At 59.3% G+C, this 25111-nt stretch carries 26 protein-coding genes and 1 pseudogene; 12 read left to right on the top strand and 15 right to left on the bottom strand.

Features of this window, described 5'->3' with window-relative positions; all coding sequences use genetic code 11:
- Positions 1–16 precede the first annotated feature (16 nt).
- From FHW77_RS06660 to FHW77_RS06640, 5 genes are all read left to right on the top strand, one after another.
- Entirely contained in the window at positions 17–427 is a 411-nt protein-coding gene (locus FHW77_RS06660; RefSeq protein WP_004442748.1) for a carboxymuconolactone decarboxylase family protein, read from the top strand.
- 102 nt (positions 428–529) lie between these two features.
- On the top strand, positions 530–3004 hold the full coding sequence (locus FHW77_RS06655; protein WP_182590363.1) for an ATP-dependent helicase: 2475 nt from the start codon (positions 530–532) through the stop codon (positions 3002–3004).
- Between the two features lie 103 nt (positions 3005–3107).
- Positions 3108–3920, top strand: a complete 813-nt coding sequence (locus FHW77_RS06650; RefSeq protein ID WP_034498809.1) for a glycosyltransferase family 25 protein — start codon at positions 3108–3110, stop codon at positions 3918–3920.
- A gap of 272 nt (positions 3921–4192) precedes the next feature.
- Entirely contained in the window at positions 4193–4675 is a 483-nt protein-coding gene (locus tag FHW77_RS06645; protein ID WP_004442751.1) for a DMT family transporter, read from the top strand.
- Entirely contained in the window at positions 4672–5097 is a 426-nt protein-coding gene (locus tag FHW77_RS06640; RefSeq protein WP_004442752.1) for a DMT family transporter, read from the top strand. Before FHW77_RS06645 ends, FHW77_RS06640 begins: the two co-directional genes overlap by 4 nt.
- Before the next feature lie 12 nt (positions 5098–5109).
- Here FHW77_RS06640 and FHW77_RS06635 read toward each other — a convergent pair whose 3' ends face one another.
- Positions 5110–6396, bottom strand: coding sequence for a DUF2778 domain-containing protein (locus FHW77_RS06635; protein ID WP_004442753.1), 1287 nt, complete (start codon positions 6394–6396; stop codon positions 5110–5112).
- Between the two features lie 451 nt (positions 6397–6847).
- On the opposite strand from FHW77_RS06635, the gene pncA reads away from it, so the two are divergent.
- A complete protein-coding gene (gene pncA, locus FHW77_RS06630) occupies positions 6848–7474 on the top strand; it encodes a bifunctional nicotinamidase/pyrazinamidase (protein WP_034498807.1) in 627 nt (208 codons plus the stop codon).
- An 80-nt stretch (positions 7475–7554) separates the two neighbouring features.
- Here pncA and FHW77_RS06625 read toward each other — a convergent pair whose 3' ends face one another.
- Complete coding sequence (locus tag FHW77_RS06625; RefSeq protein WP_004442755.1) at positions 7555–7791, bottom strand: DUF2164 domain-containing protein; 237 nt, start codon at positions 7789–7791, stop codon at positions 7555–7557.
- A 166-nt stretch (positions 7792–7957) separates the two neighbouring features.
- Here FHW77_RS06625 and FHW77_RS06620 point away from each other — a divergent pair, with 166 nt between their 5' ends.
- Together FHW77_RS06620 and FHW77_RS06615 are read left to right on the top strand one after the other, a co-directional pair.
- Positions 7958–8677, top strand: a complete 720-nt coding sequence (locus FHW77_RS06620) for an AzlC family ABC transporter permease (RefSeq protein WP_004442756.1) — start codon at positions 7958–7960, stop codon at positions 8675–8677.
- Positions 8674–8988, top strand: a complete 315-nt coding sequence (locus tag FHW77_RS06615; protein ID WP_004442758.1) for an AzlD family protein — start codon at positions 8674–8676, stop codon at positions 8986–8988. The genes FHW77_RS06620 and FHW77_RS06615 overlap by 4 nt, the downstream gene beginning before the upstream one ends.
- On the opposite strand, the gene FHW77_RS06610 is transcribed toward FHW77_RS06615, so the two are convergent.
- Entirely contained in the window at positions 8985–10826 is a 1842-nt protein-coding gene (locus FHW77_RS06610; RefSeq protein WP_004442760.1) for an aminopeptidase P family protein, read from the bottom strand. The genes FHW77_RS06615 and FHW77_RS06610 overlap by 4 nt on opposite strands.
- Before the next feature lie 293 nt (positions 10827–11119).
- Here FHW77_RS06610 and FHW77_RS06605 point away from each other — a divergent pair, with 293 nt between their 5' ends.
- On the top strand, positions 11120–11293 hold the full coding sequence (locus FHW77_RS06605; protein ID WP_003522343.1) for a hypothetical protein: 174 nt from the start codon (positions 11120–11122) through the stop codon (positions 11291–11293).
- Between the two features lie 148 nt (positions 11294–11441).
- Here FHW77_RS06605 and FHW77_RS06600 read toward each other — a convergent pair whose 3' ends face one another.
- The 3 genes from FHW77_RS06600 to FHW77_RS06590 form a co-directional block, all read right to left on the bottom strand.
- On the bottom strand, positions 11442–12320 hold the full coding sequence (locus FHW77_RS06600) for a 50S ribosomal protein L11 methyltransferase (protein WP_004442762.1): 879 nt from the start codon (positions 12318–12320) through the stop codon (positions 11442–11444).
- A gap of 80 nt (positions 12321–12400) precedes the next feature.
- On the bottom strand, positions 12401–13009 hold the full coding sequence (gene sco, locus FHW77_RS06595; RefSeq protein ID WP_004442764.1) for a cytochrome oxidase assembly protein Sco: 609 nt from the start codon (positions 13007–13009) through the stop codon (positions 12401–12403).
- A gap of 141 nt (positions 13010–13150) precedes the next feature.
- Positions 13151–13309, bottom strand: a complete 159-nt coding sequence (locus FHW77_RS06590) for a hypothetical protein (protein ID WP_168247042.1) — start codon at positions 13307–13309, stop codon at positions 13151–13153.
- A gap of 226 nt (positions 13310–13535) precedes the next feature.
- Between FHW77_RS06590 and FHW77_RS06585 the strand changes: the two genes are divergently transcribed.
- The gene (locus tag FHW77_RS06585; protein ID WP_003522339.1) at positions 13536–14003 is read left to right on the top strand and encodes a chemotaxis protein CheW; all 468 of its coding nucleotides are present in this window, start codon (positions 13536–13538) and stop codon (positions 14001–14003) included.
- A 36-nt stretch (positions 14004–14039) separates the two neighbouring features.
- On the opposite strand, the gene FHW77_RS06580 is transcribed toward FHW77_RS06585, so the two are convergent.
- From FHW77_RS06580 to gcvA, 3 genes are read right to left on the bottom strand one after another with little or no spacing between them, the layout of a single operon-like run.
- Positions 14040–14531 (bottom strand): CreA family protein, encoded by a 492-nt coding sequence (locus tag FHW77_RS06580; protein WP_004442768.1) that lies wholly within the window; start codon positions 14529–14531, stop codon positions 14040–14042.
- A gap of 46 nt (positions 14532–14577) precedes the next feature.
- Positions 14578–15186: a 3'-5' exonuclease gene (locus tag FHW77_RS06575; protein ID WP_044459616.1), complete on the bottom strand. Its 609-nt coding sequence runs from the start codon at positions 15184–15186 to the stop codon at positions 14578–14580.
- A 42-nt stretch (positions 15187–15228) separates the two neighbouring features.
- Positions 15229–16131 carry a transcriptional regulator GcvA gene (gene gcvA / locus FHW77_RS06570; protein ID WP_004442772.1) on the bottom strand — a complete coding sequence of 301 codons (903 nt, stop codon included), beginning with the start codon at positions 16129–16131 and terminating at the stop codon, positions 15229–15231.
- Positions 16132–16328: 197 nt separating this feature from the next.
- Here gcvA and FHW77_RS06565 point away from each other — a divergent pair, with 197 nt between their 5' ends.
- Positions 16329–17258 carry a DMT family transporter gene (locus FHW77_RS06565; RefSeq protein ID WP_004442774.1) on the top strand — a complete coding sequence of 310 codons (930 nt, stop codon included), beginning with the start codon at positions 16329–16331 and terminating at the stop codon, positions 17256–17258.
- A gap of 68 nt (positions 17259–17326) precedes the next feature.
- Here FHW77_RS06565 and FHW77_RS26950 read toward each other — a convergent pair whose 3' ends face one another.
- Positions 17327–17566: a hypothetical protein gene (locus tag FHW77_RS26950; protein ID WP_244467021.1), complete on the bottom strand. Its 240-nt coding sequence runs from the start codon at positions 17564–17566 to the stop codon at positions 17327–17329.
- Here FHW77_RS26950 and FHW77_RS06560 point away from each other — a divergent pair.
- Positions 17483–17972: pseudogene (locus FHW77_RS06560) on the top strand (GNAT family N-acetyltransferase). The gene FHW77_RS26950 and the pseudogene FHW77_RS06560 overlap by 84 nt on opposite strands.
- Positions 17973–17976: 4 nt before the next feature.
- Here the strand turns inward: FHW77_RS06560 and FHW77_RS06555 are convergent.
- The 5 genes from FHW77_RS06555 to lpxC all read right to left on the bottom strand — a co-directional run bounded on the left by FHW77_RS06555 (position 17977) and on the right by lpxC (position 24973).
- Positions 17977–18870: an aminoglycoside phosphotransferase family protein gene (locus FHW77_RS06555; protein WP_044459617.1), complete on the bottom strand. Its 894-nt coding sequence runs from the start codon at positions 18868–18870 to the stop codon at positions 17977–17979.
- A 64-nt stretch (positions 18871–18934) separates the two neighbouring features.
- Positions 18935–21109: an NAD-dependent DNA ligase LigA gene (gene ligA / locus FHW77_RS06550; protein WP_100911046.1), complete on the bottom strand. Its 2175-nt coding sequence runs from the start codon at positions 21107–21109 to the stop codon at positions 18935–18937.
- Between the two features lie 116 nt (positions 21110–21225).
- The gene (gene recN / locus FHW77_RS06545; protein ID WP_044459619.1) at positions 21226–22899 is read right to left on the bottom strand and encodes a DNA repair protein RecN; all 1674 of its coding nucleotides are present in this window, start codon (positions 22897–22899) and stop codon (positions 21226–21228) included.
- 15 nt (positions 22900–22914) lie between these two features.
- Positions 22915–23781, bottom strand: coding sequence for an outer membrane protein assembly factor BamD (locus FHW77_RS06540; protein WP_006697761.1), 867 nt, complete (start codon positions 23779–23781; stop codon positions 22915–22917).
- Between the two features lie 232 nt (positions 23782–24013).
- Positions 24014–24973, bottom strand: coding sequence for a UDP-3-O-acyl-N-acetylglucosamine deacetylase (gene lpxC, locus FHW77_RS06535; RefSeq protein ID WP_004442781.1), 960 nt, complete (start codon positions 24971–24973; stop codon positions 24014–24016).
- Positions 24974–25111 lie beyond the last annotated feature (138 nt).

Raw genomic sequence — 25111 nt, 5'->3', positions numbered from 1 at the left:
TGAGCCGGAGGAAGCCATGAGCACCGTCACGAAAACACAAAATCCCGAAGCCGATCCGCGCGTGAAAGCGGTGTTCGATGATATCCGCACCACCCGCAAATCGGACTTCATCAACAATATGTGGCTTTACCTCGCCTTTGATCCTGATCTTCTGGAAAAGACATGGGCCGAGGTCAAGGCGGTGATGGCGACACCCTCGGCGCTCGACCCGCTGGTGAAGGAAATGCTTTACATCGCAGTGTCCGTCACCAATGGCTGCTCCTATTGTGCCCATTCCCATACGGCGGCCGCGAAAGCCAAGGGCATGACGAATGAACAGCATGCCGATCTGATGCGGATTATCGCGCTCGCCGCCAAGACCAACCAGCTTGCGGTGGCCCTTCAAGTGCCTGTCGATGCCGCTTTTGATGCCGACCAGAGGGCATGAACCCGAAATAATGCCTTGGAATAGGCGTTTTGAGCGGCGATACCGGAATAAAAGCAGAACGCGGTTCTGGCCTTTATATCCCGAATCACTACATTGGGCCGCATGAGCAACAGTTTTGACGATATGCCGTTCTTCGATGAGGAACCCGTGGCGCCGCGCAGGGCGACGAACAATGCCCCTTCGGAAAACGGCGGCGGGCTTGGCATTGCCGCCCGCGCCATGGCTGCGCGCGATCAAACGCGTGCCGCACCCGATTATCTTTCCGGCCTCAACCCGGAACAGCGCGATGCCGTGGAAACGCTGGACGGGCCGGTTCTCGTCCTCGCCGGCGCCGGCACCGGCAAGACCCGTGTTCTGACAACCCGCATTGCCCATATTCTCGCAACGGGCCGGGCCTATCCCAGCCAGATCCTTGCCGTGACCTTCACCAACAAGGCCGCCCGCGAGATGAAGGAACGCATCGGCGTTCTCGTCGGCGGCGCGGTCGAGGGCATGCCCTGGCTCGGCACGTTCCACTCCATCGGCGTCAAGCTGTTGCGTCGTCACGCCGAACTCGTCGGCCTGAAGTCGGATTTCACCATTCTCGATACGGATGACGTGGTGCGGCTGATCAAGCAGCTCATCCAGGCCGAAGGTCTCGATGACAAACGCTGGCCGGCCAAACAGTTCGCCGGCATGATCGACGGCTGGAAGAACAAGGGCCTGACGCCGCCGGATATTCCTGAAGGAGACAGCCGCGCCTTCGCCAATGGCAAGGGCCGCGAGCTCTATACCGCCTATCAGAACCGGCTGAAAACGCTGAATGCCTGCGATTTCGGCGATCTTCTGATGCACCCGATCAGCATCTTCCGCCGCCACGCCGATATTCTGAAGGAGTATCACCAGAAGTTCCGTTACATTCTGGTGGACGAATATCAGGACACCAACACGGCGCAATATATGTGGCTGCGGCTGCTTGCGCAGCGCGCCAAGGGCGAGCCGCAAAACGTCTGCTGTGTGGGTGACGACGACCAGTCGATCTATGGCTGGCGCGGCGCGGAAGTGGACAATATCCTGCGCTTCGACAAGGATTTTCCCGGCGCCAAGGTCATCAAGCTCGAACGCAATTACCGCTCCACCGAGCATATTCTCGGCGCGGCCGGCCACCTCATCGCGCATAATGAGGGACGCCTCGGCAAGGCGCTGTTTACCGAACGCAGCAGCCCTGACGACGAAAAGGTCGTGGTGCATGCTGCCTGGGATTCGGAGGAGGAAGCCCGCGCAGTCGGCGAAGAGATCGAGCAGCTTCAGCGCAAAGGTAATATGCTGAACGACATGGCGATCCTCGTCCGCGCCTCCTTCCAGATGCGCGAATTCGAAGACCGTTTTGTCACGCTCGGCCTCAATTACCGCGTCATCGGCGGCCCGCGCTTTTATGAGCGCCTCGAAATCCGCGATGCCATGGCCTATTTTCGCCTCGTCTGCCAGCCGGCCGACGATCTCGCCTTCGAGCGGATCGTCAATACGCCCAAGCGCGGCCTTGGCGATACGACGATCCGCAACCTGCACGACTATGCGCGTGCCCGCGACATTCCGATGCTGGCGGCGGCGGCCGACATCATCGAAACCGACGAGCTGAAACCGAAGGCCCGCAAGGCGCTGTTCGATGTGGTGCAGGATTTCCGCCGCTGGCAGGGTCTGCTCGAAAACACCGAGCACACCACGCTTGCCGAGCAGATTCTCGACGAAAGCGGCTATACCGCCATGTGGCAGGCCGACAAGACGGCCGAAGCGCCCGGACGCCTTGAGAACCTGAAGGAACTCATCCGCTCGATGGAAGCCTTTGAAAGCATGCGCGGTTTCCTCGAGCATGTCGCCCTCGTCATGGATGCCGAGCAGAACGAAAATCTCGATGCCGTCTCCATCATGACGCTGCATTCCGCCAAGGGTCTGGAATTCGACACCGTCTTCCTGCCCGGCTGGGAAGAAGGCCTGTTTCCGCACCAGCGGGCGCTGGATGAAGGCGGCCGCTCCGGTCTGGAGGAAGAACGTCGTCTTGCCTATGTCGGCATTACGCGTGCCAAGAAACTCTGCCATATCTGGTTCGTCTCGAACCGGCGCATTCACGGGCTGTGGCAATCCACCCTGCCCTCGCGCTTCCTGGATGAACTGCCGCCCGCCCATGTCGATGTCGCAGCATCCGACAGCAATTACGGCGGGTATGGCGGGCGTGGTGGCTACGGACAATCGCGTTTCGACAAGGCAGATCCCTTTGCGAACACCTATTCAACCCCGGGCTGGAAACGTGCGCAGCAGAACCGTAGCGATGCCACCCGCGACAACTGGGGCACGCGCTCCGGCCATGCGGTGGAACGAATCGGTTATGGCGAAAGCGGCCCGCGCACCCGCACCATCGATGGGGAACTGGTGGCCAAATCCGTGGCCGACACGCCGTCAAGATTCTTCGTCGGCGACCGCGTCTTCCACATCAAGTTCGGCAACGGCAATATCGCTGCCATCGAGGGGAACAAGCTCACCATCGACTTCGACCGCGCCGGCCAGAAGCGCGTGCTGGATGGATTTGTGGAAAAGGTTTGATTCAACAACTATGAGTGCCTGAAGGCCGCTTTTCCCATAGCCCACGTCACGCCATTGCAATAAAGGAGTTGCAATGGGATGTGAGAACCGGGTGAGGACTGCTTTGCATATATTGCCGAAAAGCCAGCGCAAGCTTGCGGTTTTCCTGATCAACATGGACGGCGCCACCAAGCGCCTCGCGGATATGACCGCGCGCCTTGATGCCATGGGTCTCAAGGCGGAGCGCATCCCAGGCGTCAATGGCAGGGAGCTGAATTATCCAATCCCGGAATTCAGCGAAATTTCCTATATGCTGATGCATGGCCGCCGCACGTCACCTCCGGAAATCGGTTGCTATCTCAGCCATGTCGCCTGCGCCCGAAAATTCATGGAAGGCGATGCCGATATCTCGCTCATCCTCGAGGATGACGTGATCTTCGATGATGATTTTCTAAATGCGATCGATGAGGCGGCGCTGAATGGCTCAGACTGGGACTTGCTGCGTCTCACGACGGTCAGCAATGGCCGGAAATTTCCGTTCCGTCCGCTCTCGAACGGTCGCTCGCTCGCCATTGCGCTGACACGCGAAAAAGGCTCAGGCGCCTATCTCGTCAACCGTCGCGCCGGGCAATGGATATCGAAGCTCATCCCGATGCGGCTCGCCTACGATATCGCCTTCGATCTTGAATATCTCTCCGGCTTGAAGGCCGCCTTCATCTATCCGCTCTGCGCCACACAGGATGCGGATGGTGAAAGCCAGATCCAGAACAATCTGCGCATTTACCGCCTGCCGCGCTGGCGGTATTTCACTGTCCTGCCCTATCGGGCCTATCTGGAAACCAGCCGGTTCCTGCTGCGCGGTATTCGCTTCGCGGTCGCCAGGGCGCGCGTTGCAATGGAACGCGGCAAGGGCAACGCCGCCCCAGCCGGTCATTGATCGCTCCGTCTTACACTTCGCCGGGCGTGAAGCCGATGAGATAAATTGCCGCCACAACGGCTCCGACAATAAAAATCGAGACGACGAAAATCGTCATCCGGTTCAACGGTTTGCGTGTCGTTTTCTTCATGCTGCAATAATGCGTGGCCACATCGCTTGTTCCGCAACGCACAGGATAATCTCGTCCAAATCCGCCAGCTCTCGCAATTCGATTCCGATTCAGGCGCAGATGGGCTAAAGCTCGTGTCCATCTTCAGCTTTTCCGATCCGACATGACAGACACGACGCATCCACGCCTGAATCCGCTGCATCTCGCCGCCGCCTTCGCCAGCGGTTGTCTTTTGACGCTGATGGTGCATTTCAACGGACAGCTGGCCCATTACGGCAACGCGCTGTTTTCTTCCTGGACGGCGCACGGCACCGGCACGGTGGCGGCGCTGGTCTATCTGGCTATCATGCGTTCGAAGAAAGACCTTTCGGCCCCGGCAAAACCGAAAGCGCCGCTCTGGGCCTATTGCGGCGGCGTTGTGGGTGCCGCGATCGTCATCCTCACCTCCACCGCCGTCAATTCACCGCTGGCGCTTTCGGGAACCATTGCGCTCGGACTTGGTGGACAGGTCATCTTCAGCCTTCTGGCTGATATTTTCGGTCTGTTCGGACTGCCCAGAAGAAAGCCGGACCTTCGGGACATGGCGGCAGTGGCGCTCATTCTATGCGGCAGCGCACTCATCATCCTTGTCGGGAGAACGGCATGATCGTCTGGATCGCCATGGCCTTTACCGGCGGCGTCTTCGTGGCGCTGAGCCGCCAGATCAACGGCCGACTCAGCCTGTCAAACTCGCCGCTCATCGCGTCTTTCTGGAACCACATCGTCGGTTTTGCCGTGCTGACCGTGATCGGACTCGTTGTCGGCGGCCTCATTCCACCGGGTGCGGCCGATGCACCCTGGCTTTCCTTTATCGGCGGCCCCATCGGCGTCGTCTTCATCGCTTCGGGAAGCTGGCTCATCCCCCGCATCGGCGCGGTCAACACCGCGCTTCTGGTCATAAGCGGCCAGATGGTCTCGGGTGTGATGCTCGATCTTTTCAGCGATCATCCGCCGAAAGTCTGGGCCAGCGCTCTCGGCATCCTGCTCATTCTGGCCGGCATGGTGCTGACGCAGCGGCGCAGCCGTTAAATATTCGCGCAGTCACGAGTCGCTGCCGCGCGAGAACATGCCGAGCAGCGTCTTGCCGCCGCTTTTACCACCGCTGCTCGCAAGCGTCGGGCGGTTGCCGTTCAGCTTCGGCACGACCACCATGCGCTTGACCTCACCGCGCTTGAAGGCCGCGAGGAAGCGGGAATAGTCGCGAAACACAACGCAGCCATTGGATTCGCCGCGTTTCGCCAGCATGTATGTATGAGCAAGAAGCCCGTCGCGGCCGTGCGGATTGACACCGTTTTCCGGCGTCAGGCGAATGGCTTCAACGCCGTGGAAGCGCGCCTCGCGCATTGTCAGCTTGTAGCTTGAAGGCGGTGTGGACCCGCGCATCTTGACGTGAACATAATCGGGATTGTCGCGCATCTTGCCGATACCGGAATGCGCTTCCAGTTTCTCGCCATTCGGCATGTGCACCACGCCGGAAGAAATATCGTAGATCGCCGTGCCATTGCCACGGTCAGGCCACGGAACCGCATCCATCTTGCTTGGCTCACGCATCGGATTATCCGGTTTCGCGAAGGCCAGCATGGCGCCGGTGCTCTGTTTCGGCACCTGCGGCGCCCGCAGCGGAACCGGCGCATCGAAAGCAGGCGCAGAGGCGATAGCGGGAACGCGCTCATCCGCCTTGGCAGTTGCCGCAGGACGCGGTGACGGCTCGACCGTTTGAGCTGTCGCGACATCAGGTCTGAAGCTTGGCAGCGGCACGTCGTCGGGAAGCAGACTGCTTGCCTCTTCCTCGACCTGCGGTCGGGCCAGCGCCACTTCGAATGCCGGATGCTGCGGAACGGCGCTCTGATAGGCAACCTCGGAGGTGCGTCCAAGCGCCGAATCGACGATCGCGGAAGGCTGAAGCGCGGCAAGTTCCTTGACGGTCGCCTGTCCTTTGGCGTTCGCCGCCGCGCCAAATCGTTCGCCGAATTCTTTCGCGCCGATCTCCGGCATGATGCCGGCAAGGCGGACGGCCTTCTGCTGGCCGTGACTGTGGTCGCTCAGGCGGGAAAACTTGCGGACGTGAATATCACGCGCCGCCGTGCGGGCAATCGCCGCCTCGGCGGTATCCAGCCTTGCCACAAGGGTCTTTTCAAATTGTCCGACGCCATGCGAGGCGGCGGCCATGCCGTGCAGCGAAGCGAAAGCGGCAAAGGCAAAAATGCCGGCAAAGGCACCGCCACCAAGAAGCGCCGACATTCGCCCGAACGAAAAGGATTTGCCTCTCTTGAGGGAATGCGAACCGGCAAGACCGGCGCCGTTATAGGCCGCAGCAGAAAACGCCATGATACTCGTTACTCGAACCGTTCACGCATACCCGGCCGACGCCGGAGGGATTTTGGGACATCCGAAGAACGGGCGAACACCGGGCCGCTTTCGGAACTGACTGGTTCGAAGCATGACGAATTATGGTAACCAAAGTGTTTACGAGTCCCTGCAAAAATATTTCGTTAAGGTCTGCGCATTGTGGGGCTAAGGCAAAACAATGACTTACGCGGATACCGGGTGCCTGTGCACCGCGTGGTCCCGGGGAAGCGCCCTAATGGCGTCATTGGCCTTGAAAAATTTCCGCCGTATTGTCAGGTAATTTCCGACTTTGCCGGAAATTTGCTGGAAATGCGGCAGGAGTGCGACATGAAAGGTCGCTGCTCCCCACCACAGCACATGCCGGGCAGGCGGAAAAAGGCTTGATCCCCCAGGAGCAGCTTGGCATCCTGCCCGGAAAAGGGAGGCCATCATGAAGGCGTTGCTGCTCATCGATATTCAGAACGGTTTCTGCCCGGGCGGCAATCTGGCCGTTGCCGATGGAGACAAGGTTGTGCCGACTGCCAATGCCCTGATCGACAATGGCGGCTACGACCTCATCGTCGCCTCGCAGGACTGGCACCCGGAAAACCACGGCAGTTTCGCCTCGCAGCATCCCGGCAAGAAACCCTTCGACATGGGCGAACTCTCCGGCAAACCGCAGATGATGTGGCCCGACCATTGCGTGCAGGGCACGGCGGATGCGGAATTCCACCCGGATCTGAAGACGGAAGCTTTCGACTACATTCAGCAGAAAGGCGAAAACCCCGCTGTCGACAGCTACTCCGCCTTTCGCGACAATGACCAGGGCGCGACGACGGGGCTTTCCGATTATCTGACCCGACAGGGCGTGACGCAACTCGATGTCTGTGGCCTCGCCACCGATTATTGCGTCAGTTTTTCGGTGCTCGATGCGCTGGACATGCTGCCCGGCGTCAAAGTCCGCTTCATCGAAGATGCCAGCCGCGGCATCGACCCGCAGGGTATAAAGGCCGCGATTGCGACGATGCGTGAAAAAGGCGCAATCATTCTTAAAAGCCGCGACATATTGCGCGATTAAAGGGAGCTGTGCCTACCACTTTACCGATTGCTGTGCTCGCCACAGGAGCCCTTTTGACGGGCGTCTGCGCGGTGGGTGCATCAGCGCGGCTTCGGTTTCTCCAGCACGTCTATATCCCCCGCCGCGTCCTCAAGACGTCTCAGGATCGCCGCCTGCGCATCGCGAAGCCCCTGATTGTAGAACACATATCCCAATTCCTCCGCCAGAAAATCCACGAAGATTTCCGCCTGCAGAAGGCCGATTTCGGCTTCGGCTTCCCGGGCAAGATAGTTCCGGACACGTGCGGCCAACGCGGCCTTCTCCTGCTTCTCCAGCATCGATCTTCCATGGTCTGATTATTTAGCGGCGTCGGAAGACGGCCACGAGACCGTCCGCCGGCACCATACCGTAACGGAAGCTTCAAGTTAATCAATCGATCCATTCATGCAATTCGTTTGCCAGTCGGACGGGACGGCGATAGAGCGGCGGCAAGGAGTTCCAGAGATGTTCAATAAAGATTTTCGCGAGGGATTGAAGGGCGGTTTTCCGATCGCCCTCTCCGCCGCCCCTTTCGGTGCGCTGTTCGGCGCGGTCGCGGTCGATAACGGGCTGAGCGTCACCGAAGCCACGATCATGAGCGGCACCGTCTACGCCGGCGCAAGCCAGCTCGTCGGTATCGAACTGTTCGGCCAGAAGGTTGCCCCCTGGCTGATCGTTCTTTCCGTGTTCGCCGTCAATTTCCGCCATATCCTCTATTCCGCCGCCATTGCCAGAATGATCTCGAACTGGTCATTCCTGCAGAAGGCCGCGGGTTTCTTCGTGCTGGTGGATCCGCAATTCGCCGAATCGGTGAGGAAATACGAAAATACCGGCACGGTGGGCTTTTCCTGGTACATGGGCTTTGCGGCACCCGTTTATGTGCTGTGGCTGGCCATGACCATTCTGGGCGCATCGCTCGGCAATATGATCGGCGACCCGAAAGCCATCGGCCTCGATGTCCTGCTCCCGATCTATTTCATGGGCATGGTGCTGAGCTTCCGTCAGCGAGAAAATTTCTACCCTGTCATGCTGGCAAGTGCAGTCGGCGCAACGGTCGCCTATCACATCGTCGGTTCGCCGTGGCATGTCAGTCTCGGCGCCGTCGCCGGAATTCTCGTCGCGGTCCTCTATCCGCCGAAACCGAATGGCGCGACGAATTCTGAGAATGGGGTGGAAAAGCCATGAGTAACGTTCTGCACGCAGATACGATTTTCCTGATCGCACTAGCCGCCATCGCCACCTATCTCACCCGCATCGGCGGTTATGTGTTGATGACGCGGATGAAATCCATCCCGCCGCGGATGGAGGCGGGCCTGAACGCCGTTCCCGTGGCGGTTCTCACCACACTCGTCGCACCCGCCTTTTTTGAAGGCGGATACGAGGTGAAGATCGGCATGGTGGGCGCCCTTCTGGTCTGCCTGCGCTTTCCCGGCCTGACGATGCTCGCCATCGGCTGGGCCATCGTCATCGCCATCCGGCATTTCGGGCTGCTTTAAGCAACCCGCTCCAATGGCTTGGTCGCCCCAACGAGCCACGCCTTGACTTCTTCGTCGGTTATCAGGGGAGAAAGCTTCTCCAGCACGCCTGTGTGGTAGGCATTTAGCCAGTTGAGCTCCTCGTCAGTTAAAAGTGCGGTGACCACCAGCCGTCGGTCAATGGGGCACCATGTCAGCGTCTCGAAAGAGAACATTGGCTGGTCGCCTCCGGCCACCTCTTCCGCCTCGCGCACATAGATGAGGTTTTCGATACGGATGCCGAAGGCACCGGGACGATAATAACCCGGCTCGTTCGACAGGATCATGCCGGGCAAAAGCTCCTGTGTCGACAGCCGCGAAATGCGCTGCGGCCCCTCATGCACCGAAAGATAGGAACCGACACCGTGGCCGGTGCCGTGGGCATAATCCGCGCCAGCTTTCCAGAGAGCGATGCGCGCCAGCGGATCGAGATCGCAACCGCGCGTTCCCTTTGGAAACCGTGCGGTGCTTATGCCGATCATGCCCTTCAGGACCAGCGTGAAGAAGCGCTTCTGCTCCTCCGGAACGCTGCCGACGGCAACGGTGCGGGTGATGTCCGTGGTGCCGTTGACATATTGCGCACCGGAATCGACGAGGAACATCTCACCATCGGCAAGTGTGCGATCCGTATCTGTCGTGACGCGGTAATGGATGATGGCGGCATGTGCGCCGGCCCCGGAAATCGTGTCGAAAGAGACATCCTTGAGCGGGTTTTGCAGCCCCTGCCCCACCTTGACGCGAGCCGCCTCCAGCGCCTTGACGGCGTCGATTTCCGTCACCGTGCCGGGCTGCTGGCGATCCAGCCAGCAAAGATATTCGACCATGGCCGCCCCATCCTGCACATGGGCGGCGGCGGAACCGGCAAGCTCAGCTCTGTTCTTGCGCGCGCGGGGCAGACGGACTGGATCGGCTTCCTCGATCAGGGAGCCGCCCGCTGCGGTAATTGCGCCGGTCAGCGCCACTGGCGTCAGATCGGCATCCACCATCACCCGGCCTTTGGCGCTGGCAATGGCGTGCAGGCGATCCGCGATCTTCGACGGCGGCAATTGTGTCGCGAGCTGCGCCAGATAGGCCTCGGCCTCGATGCCGGTCTTGCGCTTGTCGAGAAAAATATCGGCCCTGCCATCTGCATAAATGATCGCGCGGGCGAGCGGGTGCGGTGTATGCGGCACGTCGTTGCCGCGAACATTGAAAATCCAGGCGATGGACGAAGGGTCGGTCACCAGCAGTGCATCTGCCCCCTTTGCGGAAACGGTTTCCGCCAGTGAGGCAATCTTCTCCTTCGCCAGCTCGCCGGTAAATGCCTCTGGCTGGATGACGACGGGCTCCAGCGGTTCGGAGGGACGGTCCTGCCACAGCGCGTCGAGCGGGTTCTTTTCCAGAAGAACGATTGAACCGCCCTTGCCGGCGATCGCCTTTTCCAGCCGCTTCAATTCGGCGCCGGTGTGCAGCCACGGATCGATACCAAGCCGGAAACCCTTTGGAGCATGTTCGGCAAGCCAAACGGAAGGTGGCGCACCGACCAGATCACCACCAGTGAACACTGTCTGGTCAACCTGCGAGCTTAGCTGCGTCGTATAGCGCCCATCGACGAATACCACCGCTTCCGTCCGCGTTACCAGTGCAATGCCGGCGGAACCGGTAAATCCGGTCAACCATGAGAGGCGCTCGGCGCACTCAGGCACATATTCTCCCTGATATTCATCGGCACGCGGCACCAGAAACCCATCGATACCGAGGGCATCGAAACCGGCGCGCAGCGCCTCGACGCGAGCCTTGCCGAATTGCGGCGCGGATTTGTTTTCGAAGGTCTGGAACATGGGCATCTTTCGGGAACTGACATGGAGAAAGCTGTTTGTCGGCACCATCAAATCGTTGGCGCGCAACGACAATGCCACGCGGACAAAGCCGGTTTCAAGACATAAGTGATGCCCGGGATTGCGGTGATAAATTGGGCATATTTTGCGAAATAAGTAATACTGAAGGCTTAGTGATATGCAAAAAATGCATTCCTACCCTGAAATATACCCTCTAACCAAACAAAAACACATCGCTTATATCAGGATCAACACAGCGAGAGAGACACTCTCCTGGCAAACAAGGATTTGAAGCAATGGCAAAATCTTTCCTCCGCACCGCCTTCGATCGCGTCGTTGAAGCACGCGAGCGTCAGGTCAGCCGTCATGTCAACGCCGCCCTTCTGAACCTCGACGACAAGTCGCTCGAAGCGCTCGGCATGAACCGCGCCGATCTGCGTCGCAAGGCAAAGTCCAGCTACGTATTCTGATTTTATCCGGCGCGGCATTCCTCCCTACCCCGCGTCCGGACAGGAATACGTCTACCCGCTTGAGCAAGCTCCTCCCAGGCTCGCGGGTTTTCAGGCGGCGCGAAAGCGCCGCCTTTTTCTTCTGTCCGCAATAAATGTTGCGAGAGCTTCAGTCCTTGCGAAGATGCAGCGTCACCCAGCCATTGCGCCAGATGGTGCGGACATGGGAAAGCCTTGCGCCATTATAGGCGGAAAGCACCTTCCAGCGCTGTGACGCCAGAATGCCCGACAGGATGACAGTGCCGCCGGGTGCCAGATGCGTGACGAGCTGCGGCGCCATCTTGATGAGTGGCCGCGCGAGAATATTGGCGATGATGAGATCGAACGGGCCATGCTTGCGGAAGGCGTCCGAGTGAAAACCCGGCGCCGTCTCCAGCACCATGCCCGAAACAATGCCGTTAAGCCGGACATTTTCCTTCGCCACCCTCACAGCGACGGGATCGATGTCCGTCGCAAGCACGGGAATAGGACGCATCTTGCGCACGGCGATGGCCAGAACGCCGCTGCCAGTGCCGAGATCGAGCGCGTTGCGCACGGGCCGCGCCCGCAGAACCTCTTCGATCATTTCGAGGCACCCCGCCGTCGTGCCATGATGGCCGGTGCCGAACGCCTGTCCCGCCTCGATTTCGATGGCCAGATCGTTCGGCCGCACCTTGTCGCGATCATGAGCGCCGTGAACAATGAAACGCCCTGCCCGGACAGGCTTCAAACCTTCAAGCGATTTGGCGATCCAGTCGACATCAGGAACAATCTCCTTCTCGATGACAAGGCCCGGAAAGGCCGGCGCAAGCAGCGTACTGATGCGCTCGCGAAATTCCTCTTCCTGCTCCGCCATCAAATAGACAGAGGCTTCCCAGATGTCACGCTTCTCGTCCACCTCGGTCGTGGCGATCGCAACATCCTCCTCGCCGAAATAGTCCGACATCAAATCGAGAATTTCACCGGCCTTGATTTCGGTCGTGGTGACGTAAAGTCGGATTTCGCTCACGGCAGGCTTTTTCCTCTGGCTTCGGCTGTTCAATCTGCCTTTGCCACAAAACCGCCCTCAGTCCAATAAGCCGAACGCAATTAAACCTTCGCGCCCTTTAGCAGGTTCTGAAGCTTCTGCTCGGCAACATCGGGATTTTCACCATAGGCGATCGTTCCCGCAAAACGGCCATTGGCATCGAGAAGGATAACGGATGCCGTGTGATCCATGGTGTAATCGCCGTTCGGGTCCTTCTCATCCACCGGCACTTTTTTGGCATAGATGCGATAGCCTTTCAGCGTCTCGGCAATCTTGTCGGCCGGTCCGGTAATGCCGGTGATCCGCTTCGACACGTTGGACACATACTGCTGCATGATTTCAGGCGTATCACGCTCGGGATCGACGGAAACAAAATAGGCCTGCAGCTTGTCGCCGGCCGGATCCACCTTCTCCATCCAGCCATTCAGCTCGAACAGGGTCGTCGGGCAGACTTCCGGGCAATGGGTGAAACCGAAGAACAGCGCTGTCGGCTTGCCCTGAAAGGCTTTTTCGGTAATCGGCTGACCCGTTTGAGCCGTCAGTTCGAACGGCACGCCATAGGCGGTCTCCACCATCTGCTCGCGGGTCTTCGTCATTTCGATCGTCAGCCAGCTGACGACGCCGGCTAGAACGATCACGACCGCCCACAATACGATGCGAATATTTCTCATTGTCCAATCCTACCCCGAAAGCCGGCGCCGTGTCCGGGCGTCCGACAGACAGATAGCGAAGGACGGCGGCGACGGCAAATCAACTGGCCGTATTTGAGCCGACCGCGCTGATTTGTCACAAAGCCCGACGACGGCGCGGCGTCACAGGCACCAGGCGATACCGCTCTGCACGGCGGAAAGGAAAATATCGGTGCCGTGCCGCACCCAGCCGTCAAACGCAAGAAGCACGACGGCAAGCGAAGCCACCACGGAAAGTCCAGCCAGAATAAACCTCAGAGGATGGGAAACGAGCGCGTTCATGTTCCCATCATAGCCCGTCCACGCACAGTCGAAAACCGGTAAAATACTGGAGTTTGCCGTGGCGAGATGGAGAATTGTTAGGGAAAGTTTAAAATCTTGCCATGCATTATGACCCCAGCGGCTTTTCAAGCCTCGACATGATGTCTCCCGGTCCATTCTCCGGCCGCCGCATAAAGCTCAATCCTGCGTGGGCCTGTTAGAGAGCCATCAGAGGAAACCTGCCGTCATGTCCAACGCCATCAAGCAATCCGGCGCATATCTCGAAATCGTTTCCTTTCATCTGGGCGATCAGGAATTCTGCATCGATATCATGGCGATCCGCGAAATCCGCGGCTGGGCGCCGGTGACCCCGATGCCGCACACCCCGCCCTATGTTCTCGGCCTCATCAACCTGCGCGGCGCCGTCATTCCCGTCATCGACATGGCCGGCCGCCTCGGCATGAAAATGACCGAGCCCTCCGAGCGCTCCGCCATCATCGTTACCGATATCGGCGGCAAGCTGGTCGGCCTTCTGGTGGAACAGGTCTCCGACATGATGACCATCCGCTCCGAAGACCTGCAGCCCGCGCCCGATATCATTCCGGAAGAACAGCGCAGCTTCTGCCGCGGCATCGTCGCGTTGGAAAAAAGCATGGTCTGCTTCCTCAACCTCGATACGGTTATCGCCGACGAACTGGCGCGCGAAGCCGCGTAATCCACGGCATCGGCATGGCAATTGCGGGGGCGAGCCTTACGGCTTGCCCTTTTCCCATGTCACCTGCTGGTTATAGAGCGGCACCGTCGATATCGCCATCTTCGCGGAACCATCGGTCAGTTCCCGCGCGTGGACCAGATAAATCAGCGTATCATTGGCCTTGTCGTAGACGCGGCTGACGACGAGTTTCTTCCAGACCAGCGACATCCCCTGCCGAAACACCTCCTCGCCGCCCTTCGAAAGATTGATGTCACCAATCTCCACCGGCCCGGTCTGGCTGCAGGAAATGGCGTTGTTGGAGGGGTCTTCGAACCAGTTGCCGTTTTTCAGCCGGTCGATGACGCCACGCTCGAAATAGGTCACATGGCACGTCACGCCTTTGATCTTCGGATCAGCGATCGCCTCTATCATGATATCATTGCCGATCCAGTCGACGCCGACCTCGCCAACCACCTGCGAATTTGCCGCAGTCACCGGAAGCAACACCAGAAAGCCCGCAAACAAGCCCGACAGAGTTTTCTTTGTCATCGCATCTTCTCCGTTACGCTGCTTCAAACATAGGTGGAAGCCACCGTTACGCAACCCGGGCGGCAGGCCGTTTTTTCATGCTGCACGGCTGGTAGCCCGTGGCGGTAAGTCGACCGGCCACCATGCCGATTTTCTCCGGCAGATCGTGGATATGGGCAACACTCAATGCCTTGGCCGCCGCAATCGACGCGGCCGCGCAGACAACGGCATCTTCCGCGGCATTATGGTGTACGAAACGCAGCTGAAGGTGATGAGCGATCACATTCAGCTTGTGCGACACCAGATTGGGCCAGACATGCCGGGCGATCTTGACGCTGCACAGATAGGAAAGATCGGGATAGGACTGTCGATATTTGTCGAAGGACGCGCGCATGACGCTGAAATCAAAGGCGGCATTGTGGGCTATCATCGTCGCACCATGGAAGTCGTCGATGAACTCCTCCATCACCTCGGGAAATTCCGGCGCATCCTCGACATCGGCAGGGCGGATGCCGTGCACGGCGATGTTGAAGGGCGAAAACCGCATGTCCTTCGGCCGGATCAGCCGTTCCTCGACACGAACGATCGCCCCGTCTTCTATCCAGGCAAGGCCGACGGAGCAGGCGCTGCCCCGCTCTTCATTCGCGGTTTCGAAGTCGATGGCGATGGTTTTCAAGAGTGATTCCCGTTGTTTCTTCCGGCATAAACCGGATCGGCCTCAAAGAGAACCGGCTTCGCTGGAATGCGCTTCCGAAAGCATCCAGTCGATGAGCGTCACGAGATCGGGATTATCGAGCATACGCCTGGGATAAACGAGGAAATAGGCGAGCGTGCTGGCCATGTCCTTACCGAATGGCGCAATCAATGCACCTTCGGCAAGCTCGCGGGAAACGAGCGAACGCCGGGTCAGTGCAATGCCATGCCCGGCCTTGGCGGCATCCAGCGCGCCGTTGCTGTCGATGAAAACGGTGCCGCCGGACGCGTCGACTTCCGCTGCACCTGCCGCTTCCAGCCAGCGCCGCCATTCATTGCGGTTTTCATCATGCAGCAGCGGGACCGATTTCAGATCGCCCGCTTCCCGTAGCGGGCCGTATTTTTCAAGAAGCTGGGGCGAGCAGACCGGCAACGTGCTGTCATCAATGAAGCGGATGCTCTCAAGCCCTTCGTACCGTCCGAAACCGTGCCGGACGGCCAGATCGACGTCGTCCCTCGAAAAATCCACCAATCGGTTCGTGACGCTGATGCGCACATCCACCTGCGGGTGCTGCTGCTGGAAGGCGGGCAATCGCGGCATCAGCCATTGGACGGCGAAGGTCGGTGTGCAGCTCAGCGTCAAAACGGTGATCTCAGACCGCGCTGTCAGCTCCGCCGTCGCCTCGCGCATCATCCGGAAAGCGGTGCGGAGCGCGCCGTAATAACGCTCCCCCTCGCGCGTCAGCTGGATGCTACGCGGCTTGCGAAAAAACAATTGCACACCAAGCCGCGCCTCCAGCTCCCGGATTTGCAGACTGACGGCGCCGGGCGTGACATTCAACTCATTGGAGGCAAGCGTGACGCTGCGATAGCGCGCTGCGGCCTCGAAGGCCTGCAGCCCTTTCAGAGACGGGAGTTCGGCGGACATGATTTAGCTCAACTCAATTATCGAACGAGAAACAATCGTTTGAAAACATCATAAAACAGAGAGTAAATGAACGCAACAAGACACAGAGCGACGTGAAAACCCATCACCTCCGAGCTTGAGATTTACTCAACCAATATCGGGTGGATGGCGGGGATCCCGTCTGCGATCATGTCGATGCTCATGCGTTGGAGATGATAATGGCGATACAGAAACAGATGGATGCCCGCGAATGGGCGATGCTCGTCGCGCTTTCGCTCCTGTGGGGCGGATCGTTCTTTTTCATCGGTGTTGCGGTCAAGGAACTGCCTCCCGTCACCATCGTCGCACTGCGTGTTACCCTTGCGGCAATCGCGCTTCAGCTCGTCTGCCGCATCATGGGCCTTCGCCTGCCGAGGCAATGGGCGGTGTGGCGCGCCTTTTTCGGCATGGGCCTTCTAAATAACATCATTCCCTTCTGCCTGATCGTCTGGGGCCAGACCCATATTGCCAGCGGACTGGCTTCGATCCTCAATGCCACAACGCCGCTCTTCACGGTTATCGTCGCGCATTTTCTCACCACTGATGAAAAGATGACTGGCAATAAGCTGACCGGCGTATTGGTCGGCTTCGCCGGCGTGGCGACCATGATCGGCCCTGCCGCCTTTACCGGCTCATCCGGCCTCTGGGGCCAGATCGCCGTCCTCGGCGCGGCTATCTCTTATGCCTTCGCGGGCATATTCGGCCGCCGCTTCAAGGCCATGGGCGTGCCGCCGCTGATGACCGCCACCGGCCAGATTTCCTCTTCGGCACTGATGCTGATCCCGGCCGCCCTTCTCATCGACAAACCATGGACACTCGCCATGCCGAGCCTCGGCACGTGGGGCGCGCTTGTCGGCATCGCACTGCTCTCGACGGCGCTCGCCTATCTCATTTTCTTCCGCATTCTTGCCAGCGCCGGCGCCACCAACCTTGCCCTCGTCACCTTCCTCATCCCCGTCAGCGCCATCCTGCTCGGTTCCCTGCTTCTAGGGGAGCAACTGGAAATGAAGCACTTCGCCGGCATGGCGATGATTGCTGCGGGTCTCGCGGCGATCGACGGCAGGCTGCCGTCAAAACTCAGAAGCCTGCTGGGCAACGCACCTGCTTGACAGAATTACACGGCAAAAGCATTGTGCGCCCATGATCGCGAAGCAGAACACCACCCGTCGTCACACCATCACCGGCCACCCGGCAGGGGAAGGTATGTCGTCGCGTTAAGCGATCCATTTCCACCCTGCCAGTCGAGCAGGGTTCGCACTCCTGCTCCCATACGCCCGAGGAGACAGGCATGCAGACTGTGAAATTTGCCGATAATGAAGATTCGCAATTCAGCTTGAATGAAGTCGTCCTGCGCGCCGCGCGTCTGGACGACGCTGAAGCCCTGACAGAAATGTTCAACCTGCCCGGCGTCCGTCACGGCACGCTTCGACAACCATTTCAGTCGGTTGAAAAAACACGAAAATCGATGGAGAACCGCGGCCCCAACGATATCGCCATCGTTGGCGAATGGCGGGGAAAGATCGTTGCCAATGCAGGACTGTTTCCGCAGGGCAGGAAGACAGTCCCACATTGCCGATCTGGTAATCAGTGTCCACGACGATTTTGCCGGCAGAGGTGTCGGAACATATATTCTGGCGGCTTTGATCGACACCGCCGATAATTGGCACGATATCCGCCGCATCGAACTCAACGTCTTCACCGACAATCTCCCCGCGATCCGGCTTTACGAGAAATTCGGTTTTGAACTTGAAGGCACCCTGCGCAACGACGCCTATCGTGATGGCAAATACGTTGATGCCCACGTGATGGCACGACTTCGATAGTCGGTTAGCTGCACAAGTGGTCGGCAAACACTTCCCGAATGGTCCGGCGCGACCATTCGGCCATTTTTTCGTTACGGCCGCGCTCGGCATCCAGAACGATCAGCGCCTTCCATAAGGCCCACCCGCGCCCGCGCTGCCATGTGGCCTCATCCAGATTGAGCGCTCTGCGAAAAACAGCCCGGCTTTCAGCATCAAGCACATTCCACGCGAGAATGAGATCAGAAGACGGATCGCCTACGCAGGAACTGCCGAAATCGATGACGGCCGAAAGCCTGCCATCCTTCACCAGCAGATTGCCCTCGGCAATGTCGCCATGCACCCACACCCGCTGCTTTTGCCAATGACTCGAAAGCGCAAGCTGCCATATCTCGATAGCCAGCGCCTGATCCACCTCACCGGCAAGCCGCGCCGCCGAGGCCTTCGCTTCCCCGTCATAGACTGCAAGCGAGCCCCCGCGATGAAAGTTATGCGCCCCTGCGACCGGGCCATCCACAGCATCCGCCTCGTGTAATGATCTCAAGAACGTGGCGACATCAATGGCAATGACCGACAGATCGACCTTCTCCAGATGCTGAGCAAGCGGTTCCCCTTCGAGCCAGCGATAGACCGACCAACGAAACGGATAACCCTGCCCCGGCTGCCCGAGCGCTACTGGAGCAGGGATCGGAAAAGGCAGGAAAGGCGCTAGCGTTGGCAGCCATCGATGCTCCTTCTCGACCTGCGCCACGTAACGGGTGGCGCTCGGCATGCGGATGAGCATTTCATCGCCAAGGCGAAAACTGCGATTGTCCCAGCCGCTCAGTTCCACCGGCCGAACATCTAACGCCGCCCATTGAGGAAACTGGCTGACAACCAGCGCCCGGACCTGCTCTGCGCTGACGACGATGCGGTCATCCATGCCTTACCCTCCGTCTCAGGCACAAAGCTCTAGCAGCAGAGGACAATATTTCCATGACGGCCCCTCAGCCGCCGATCAGCGCCAGCCACTCGTCCTCATCCATGGTCTGCACGCCCAGTTCCGCCGCCTTGGCAAGCTTGGAGCCCGCTCCCGGCCCCGCCACCAGAATATCGGTCTTTTTCGAAACGGAACCGGCAACCTTGGCGCCCAGACTTTCCGCCCGGGCCTTCGCCTCGTCGCGGGTAAACTTCTCCAGCGACCCGGTAAACACCACTGTCTTGCCTGCCACCGGGCTGCCTTCCGTAGAAGGCTTTTCCGCCTCTTTCGGACGAAGTTCCCTTATCAGCCGATCGATGACGTCGAGATTGCGTGGCTCCTTGTAGAACTCGATAATGGCGCGGGCCACCACCTCGCCGATGCCGTCGATGGCATTAAGCTCGGCCCACGCATCGCTTGCGGGATCCGCCGCCGCCTTCATGCTTTCTTCGAAATGGTCGTAAGTGCCATAGGAGCGCGCCAGAAGCTTCGCCGTAGTCTCACCCACATGGCGGATGCCCAGCGCGAAGATGAGCCTGTGCAGATCGATCTCGCGGCGGGCATCGATGGCGTCGAACAGCTTCCTGACGCTGACCTTGCCAAAACCGTCGATATTTTCGAGCTTGGTCAGATGGGAAGCATCCTGACGCGCCTTCAGCGTGAAGATGTCGGGTGCGGTCTTGATCGAGAGCGCAGGATCGTCACTTTCGAAGAAGAAATCGATCTGCTTGGTGCCCAGCCCTTCGATATCGAAGGCATTACGCGAGACGAAATGTTTCAGATGCTCCACCGCCTGGGCCCGGCAGACGAAACCGCCGGTGCAGCGCGTGACCGAATCGAGCTTGCCGGTCTTCTCATTACGCTCCCGCACCGCATGGCTGCCGCAGACCGGACATTTTTCCGGGAAGGCGTATTTTGCCGCCCCGGCCGGTCGCTTTTCCAGAAGCACGTCCAGAACCTGCGGAATGACATCGCCGGCCCGCTGCACGATAACAGTGTCGCCGATGCGGATATCGTGATCTTCCGGGCGGATGCGCTCACCGCTATTCCCGATGCCCTCGATATAATCGGCATTGTGCAGCGTGGCATTGGTAACGACGACACCGCCGACAGTGATGGGGGTAAGACGCGCGACCGGCGTCAGCGCGCCGGTGCGGCCAACCTGAATTTCGATATTTTCAACCGTCGTGAAGGCTTGCTCTGCTGGAAATTTATGCGCGGTCGCCCAGCGCGGGCTGCGCGAGCGGAAGCCCAGCCGTTCCTGCAGATCAAGCCGGTCGACCTTGTAGACCACACCGTCGATATCGTAATCGAGATCGGGCCGCGCAACACCGATTTCATTATAATGCTCAAGCAATTGCTGGGCGGACGTGAATCGCTTCATCAGCGGATTAACCGGGAAACCCCACTGCCTGAACTTCTCGACGATGCCATATTGGGTATCAGCAATCCGCGTCGGTTGACCGCCATTCGAAACCTCGCCGAGGGCGTAGGCGAAAAACCGCAGCTTGCGTTTCGCCGTCACATTGGCGTCCAGCTGACGCAGGGAGCCGGAGGCAGTATTGCGCGGGTTCACGTAGGTCTGCTTGCCTTCCGCTTCCATCTTGGCGTTGAGCGCCAGAAAGTCGCTTTTGGCCATATAGACCTCGCCGCGCACTTCCACCACATCGGGCGCATCGGCGGGCAGCTCGTTCGGAATTTCCTTGATGGTCCTTATATTGGGAGTGACATTTTCGCCGGTCGTGCCGTCACCGCGCGTCGCCGCTGTCTTCAGCCTGCGGTTTTCGTAGCGGATGGACATGGAAAGCCCGTCGATCTTCGGTTCCGCAGTGAAAGCAATGGAGTCATCAGGCAGATGCCCGAGGAAACGATAAACCGAACTGACGAAGTCGCGCAGATCTTCTTCCGAGAACGTATTGTCGAGCGACAGCATCGGTCGCGCATGCACGATGGGCGCAAAGGTCGGAAGCGGCGCGAAGCCTACTTTTTTCGATGGGCTGTCGGCCCGCACCAGCGCCGGGAAATTCGCTTCGATGGCGTCGTTGCGCCGCTTCAGCGCGTCATACTCCGCATCGGAAATCTCCGGCGCATCCTTGCCGTGGTAAAGCGCGTCATGGCGGGCAAGCTCGGCCGCCAGAAATGCAAGCTCCGAAGAGGCTTCAAGCTCGGTGAGGTTTTCAACGGGTTTCTGGTCTTTCGACATGACGGCCTCTTTTCGGAATTACCGAACGCTTTTAGCCGAAATAACAAACATTAAAAACAGTTTTGCCGCTGGACTCACAATGCCGAAAGGCACTGCACTGGCATTGCCGCGAAGGGTCAGTCCTTGGCTGCTAGAAGACGAGCGGCAGCAGCCCGTGCCTCGTCCGTCACGGACGCGCCAGCAAGCATACGGGCGATCTCTTCGGTGCGGTGCTGCGGCTCCATCGTGGCGACGCGCGTGGCGATACGCTCGCTTCCATCGCCGGACGGACCCTTTGAAATGAGAAGATGGGTCGCCGCCCGTGCCGCCACCTGCGGCGCATGGGTGACGGAAAGGACCTGCACGGTTTTGGACAGGCGGCGCAGCCGCTGGCCGATGGCATCCGCCACCGCGCCACCGACACCCGTGTCGATTTCGTCGAACACCAGGGTCGGTGCCGAACCGCGATCCGCCAGCGCCACTTTCAGCGCCAGCAGGAAGCGGGACAATTCGCCGCCTGATGCGACCTTCATGATCGGACCTGGGCGCGTGCCCGGGTTGGTCTGCACGTGGAATTCCACCGTATCGATGCCGTCGGCCGTCGCCTGCTCGGGATCGGAGGTGACCTCGACGGTAAACCGCGCCCGCTCCAGCTTCAACGCCGGAAGCTCGGCCATGACAGCGTTGGAAAGCGCTTCCGCTGCATTACGGCGTTTGTCGGAAAGCGACTGCGCGGCACGGTCAAAATCAGCCTTCACGACGCCGAGATTGGCCTCGAGCTTGCCAAGCTTTTCTTCGCCGGCATCGAGATCGGCGAGATCGGCCACCATTTTTTCGGCGAGGGCCGGGAGGTCTGGCACGGCGACATTATATTTGCGTCCGGCGGCGCGCAACGCGAACAGCCGCTCCTCCACCCGCTCCAGCTCGCGCGGATCGAATTCTGTGCGGCGCAGCGCCGCTTCCACTTCCATCTGCGCATTGGAAAGATTGTCCAGCGCGGCATCCAGCAATTGCACGGTGTCTTCCAGCAGGCCGGGAGCCTCGTGGCTCTTGCGCTCCAGACGCCGCATCATGGATGCTATGACAGGCACGGGCGAAGCATTGCCGTTCAGGAATTCGCTGGCTTCAGCAATATCGCCAGCGATGCGTTCGGATTTTTGCATCACCGCCCGGCGTTCGGCCAGTTCATCCTCCTCGCCATCGCGCGGCGAAAGCGTTTCCAATTCTTCGACGGAAGAGCGCAGGTAATCCGCCTCTCGCGCCGCAGCCTCGACTTTTGCGCGATGCGTCTTTAAGGCCCGGTCAGCATCTTTCCAGGTGCGATAGAATGCCTGAACAGCGCGAGCCTCTTCGCTCAGCCCGGCAAAGGCATCCAGCAGCATGCGGTGCGCATCCGTATCGACAAGCGCACGATCATCATGCTGGCCGTGAATCTCGACCAGCATCTGACCAAGCTGGCGCATCATCTGCACGCTGATGGCCTGATCGTTGATATAGGCCTTGGTGCGCCCGTCGGAAGATTGCACGCGGCGGAAAATCAGGTCGCCATCGTCATCGAGACCGTTTTCGCGCAGGAGAAGCCTTGTCGGATGATTGTTCGGCACCTCGAAAGTCGCGGTGACCTGCCCCTTTTCCTCCCCGTGGCGCACAAGGCCGCCATCGCCGCGGCCGCCAAGCGCCAGCGAGAGACTATCGAGAAGAATGGATTTGCCCGCACCCGTCTCGCCCGTCAACACGGAAAGGCCCGCCTCGAAACCGAGGTCGAGCCTTTCGATGAGAACGATATCGCGAATTGAGAGCTGGACCAGCATGGCCTATGCCCCGTCTCAGGCGCCGATGAGCTTCTTGCCGGCGCGCGAAATCCAGGACCCCTTATTCTCACGCGGCTCCAGGCCCTGGCCCTTCAGCAGCTTGTAGGAATCCGCATACCATTGGCTGTCGGGATAGTTGTTGCCGAGAACGGCAGCCGCAGTCTGCGCTTCGTCCACCAGGCCCATCGCGTAATAGGCTTCCGTCAGACGCGCCAGCGCTTCCTCGATCTGGTTGGTGTTCTGGTACTGCTCGACGACGATGCGGAAACGCGACACGGCGGCGAGATATTCCTTGCGCTCAAGGTAATAACGACCGACCTGCATTTCGCGGCCGGCAAGCTGATCGCGGGCGAAACGGATCTTGGCCTGCGCATCCGCGACATATTCCGAATCGGGATAGTCGTTGACGACCTTGTTCATCGCCTCAACTGTGCGCTGCGCGGCGCGCTGGTCCTGCGTGACGTCGGAAATCTGCTTCGAATAGGCAAGACCGATCATGTACTGAACGTAAGCGGCGTCCTTGGAACGCGGATATTGCCGCAGGAAACGGCTACCGGTGGTGATTGCCACATCGTTCTTGTTGGTGCGCGTGGCAATGAAGGTCTGCATGACAAGCGCCTTCTGGCCCCATTCCGTGAAGGGGTACTGCTTGTCGATCGCCTCGAACTTGCGTGAGGCTTCCGTCATATTGCCTTTGTTCATGTTCGCCAGCGCTTGCTTGTACAGAACGTCAGGCGGATCGGTCTCCACGCCAAGCTTGGTGATGTCGATATCCGGATCGGACTGGCAGGCAGTGACGACGACGCTCGCGCCGACCAACATCAACGAAACGGCGATCCCCCGCATCGTACCCTTCATTGCACCAGACCCTACATGCTTCATTCGACAGTTCCCACTTCCCGCGCAAATACATAAGCATCGGCTTTGTATTGGCGTTCTAGCCATAAAAGCATCCGCAGGGCAACGCAATGATGACGCATTAACGCATTTTTATGGCATCACCCCATGCAATCGCACGATTATCCGGCGATAATTTGCAACTTCCTGCTCCGTCTCACGGAAAAGCCGCCCCGGAGGAGCGGCTTTTCTGTCAATTGATAGCCTTCAAAAGACCTTACGCGGACCAGGGCGCGAATTCGGGCATATTGACGGCCACAAATTCGCGGGCGCGCACCATCTGGTTGCGTGCGGCCGGAGCCTCTACGATCTCGTAAGCCGTACGGTCGCTCAGCAGGGCCTTCAGCGCATTGGCATTGACCTTGTGACCACCGCGATAAGAACGGTAGCAACCGATGAACTGAGCGCCCGCAAGTGCCAGGTCGCCCACCGCGTCAAGCGTCTTGTGGCGGACGAACTCGTCCTTGGCGTAACGCAGGCCTTCCATGTTGATGACGCTGTTGTCGTCGGAAATGACAACCGAATTCTCAAGCGAGGAGCCCAGTGCATAACCGGCGGCCCAAAGGCGCTCGACATCACGCATAAAGCCAAAAGTACGGGCACGCGACAGTTCGTTCTTGAACGTCTCTGCCGTCAGGTCACCCTTCCAGGATTGCTTGCCGATCAGCGGCGTGTCGAAATCGATGTCGACCTCGAAGCGCGTACCGTCATAAGGACGGAACTCCGCCCAGGACGCACCCGAATCGATACGCACCGGCTTGGTGACCCTGATATAGCGGCGCTTCACGCCAAGGTTCTTGATGCCGACCGATTCGATCGCTTCAATGAAGGGAGCAGAGCTGCCATCCATGATCGGCGCTTCCGGACCGTCTACCTCGACGACAAGGTTGTCGAGGCCCATGGCGTAGATGGCGGCCATGACGTGCTCGATCGTCGCTACCGACTGGGAAAGCGAACGGCCAAGCACGGTGCACAGATCGGTATTGCCGACATTGGCAGACACTGCCTTCAGCTCGGTGACGCTGCCATTGTCATGGAGGCGATGGAAGACGATGCCCGTTCCAGCTTCTGCGGGCTGGAACGTCATCGAGACCGGATTGCCGGAATGCACGCCAATGCCTTTAAGCTGAACGGCATGTGCGATAGTTGTCTGAAATCCGAGCAGTCCGATAGTCATTAGTGTATGCCTTTTTTGCAAACCGCGCCGCTTGGGCCAGCGCCGTTCAAGTTTTCAAGCCGGGTTTTAACGACCGGCGAAGTCAGTCTGTTCCTTTACCCAGCCTCATACATACGCACATGTACGTGCCACGACAAA

Origin of the sequence: Agrobacterium sp. RC10-4-1 (assembly GCF_014138475.1) — a bacterium.
Lineage (GTDB): Bacteria > Pseudomonadota > Alphaproteobacteria > Rhizobiales > Rhizobiaceae > Agrobacterium > Agrobacterium pusense.
Note: the sequence above shows the minus strand (reverse complement) of the source record. Positions and strands in the feature narration are given on the sequence as shown.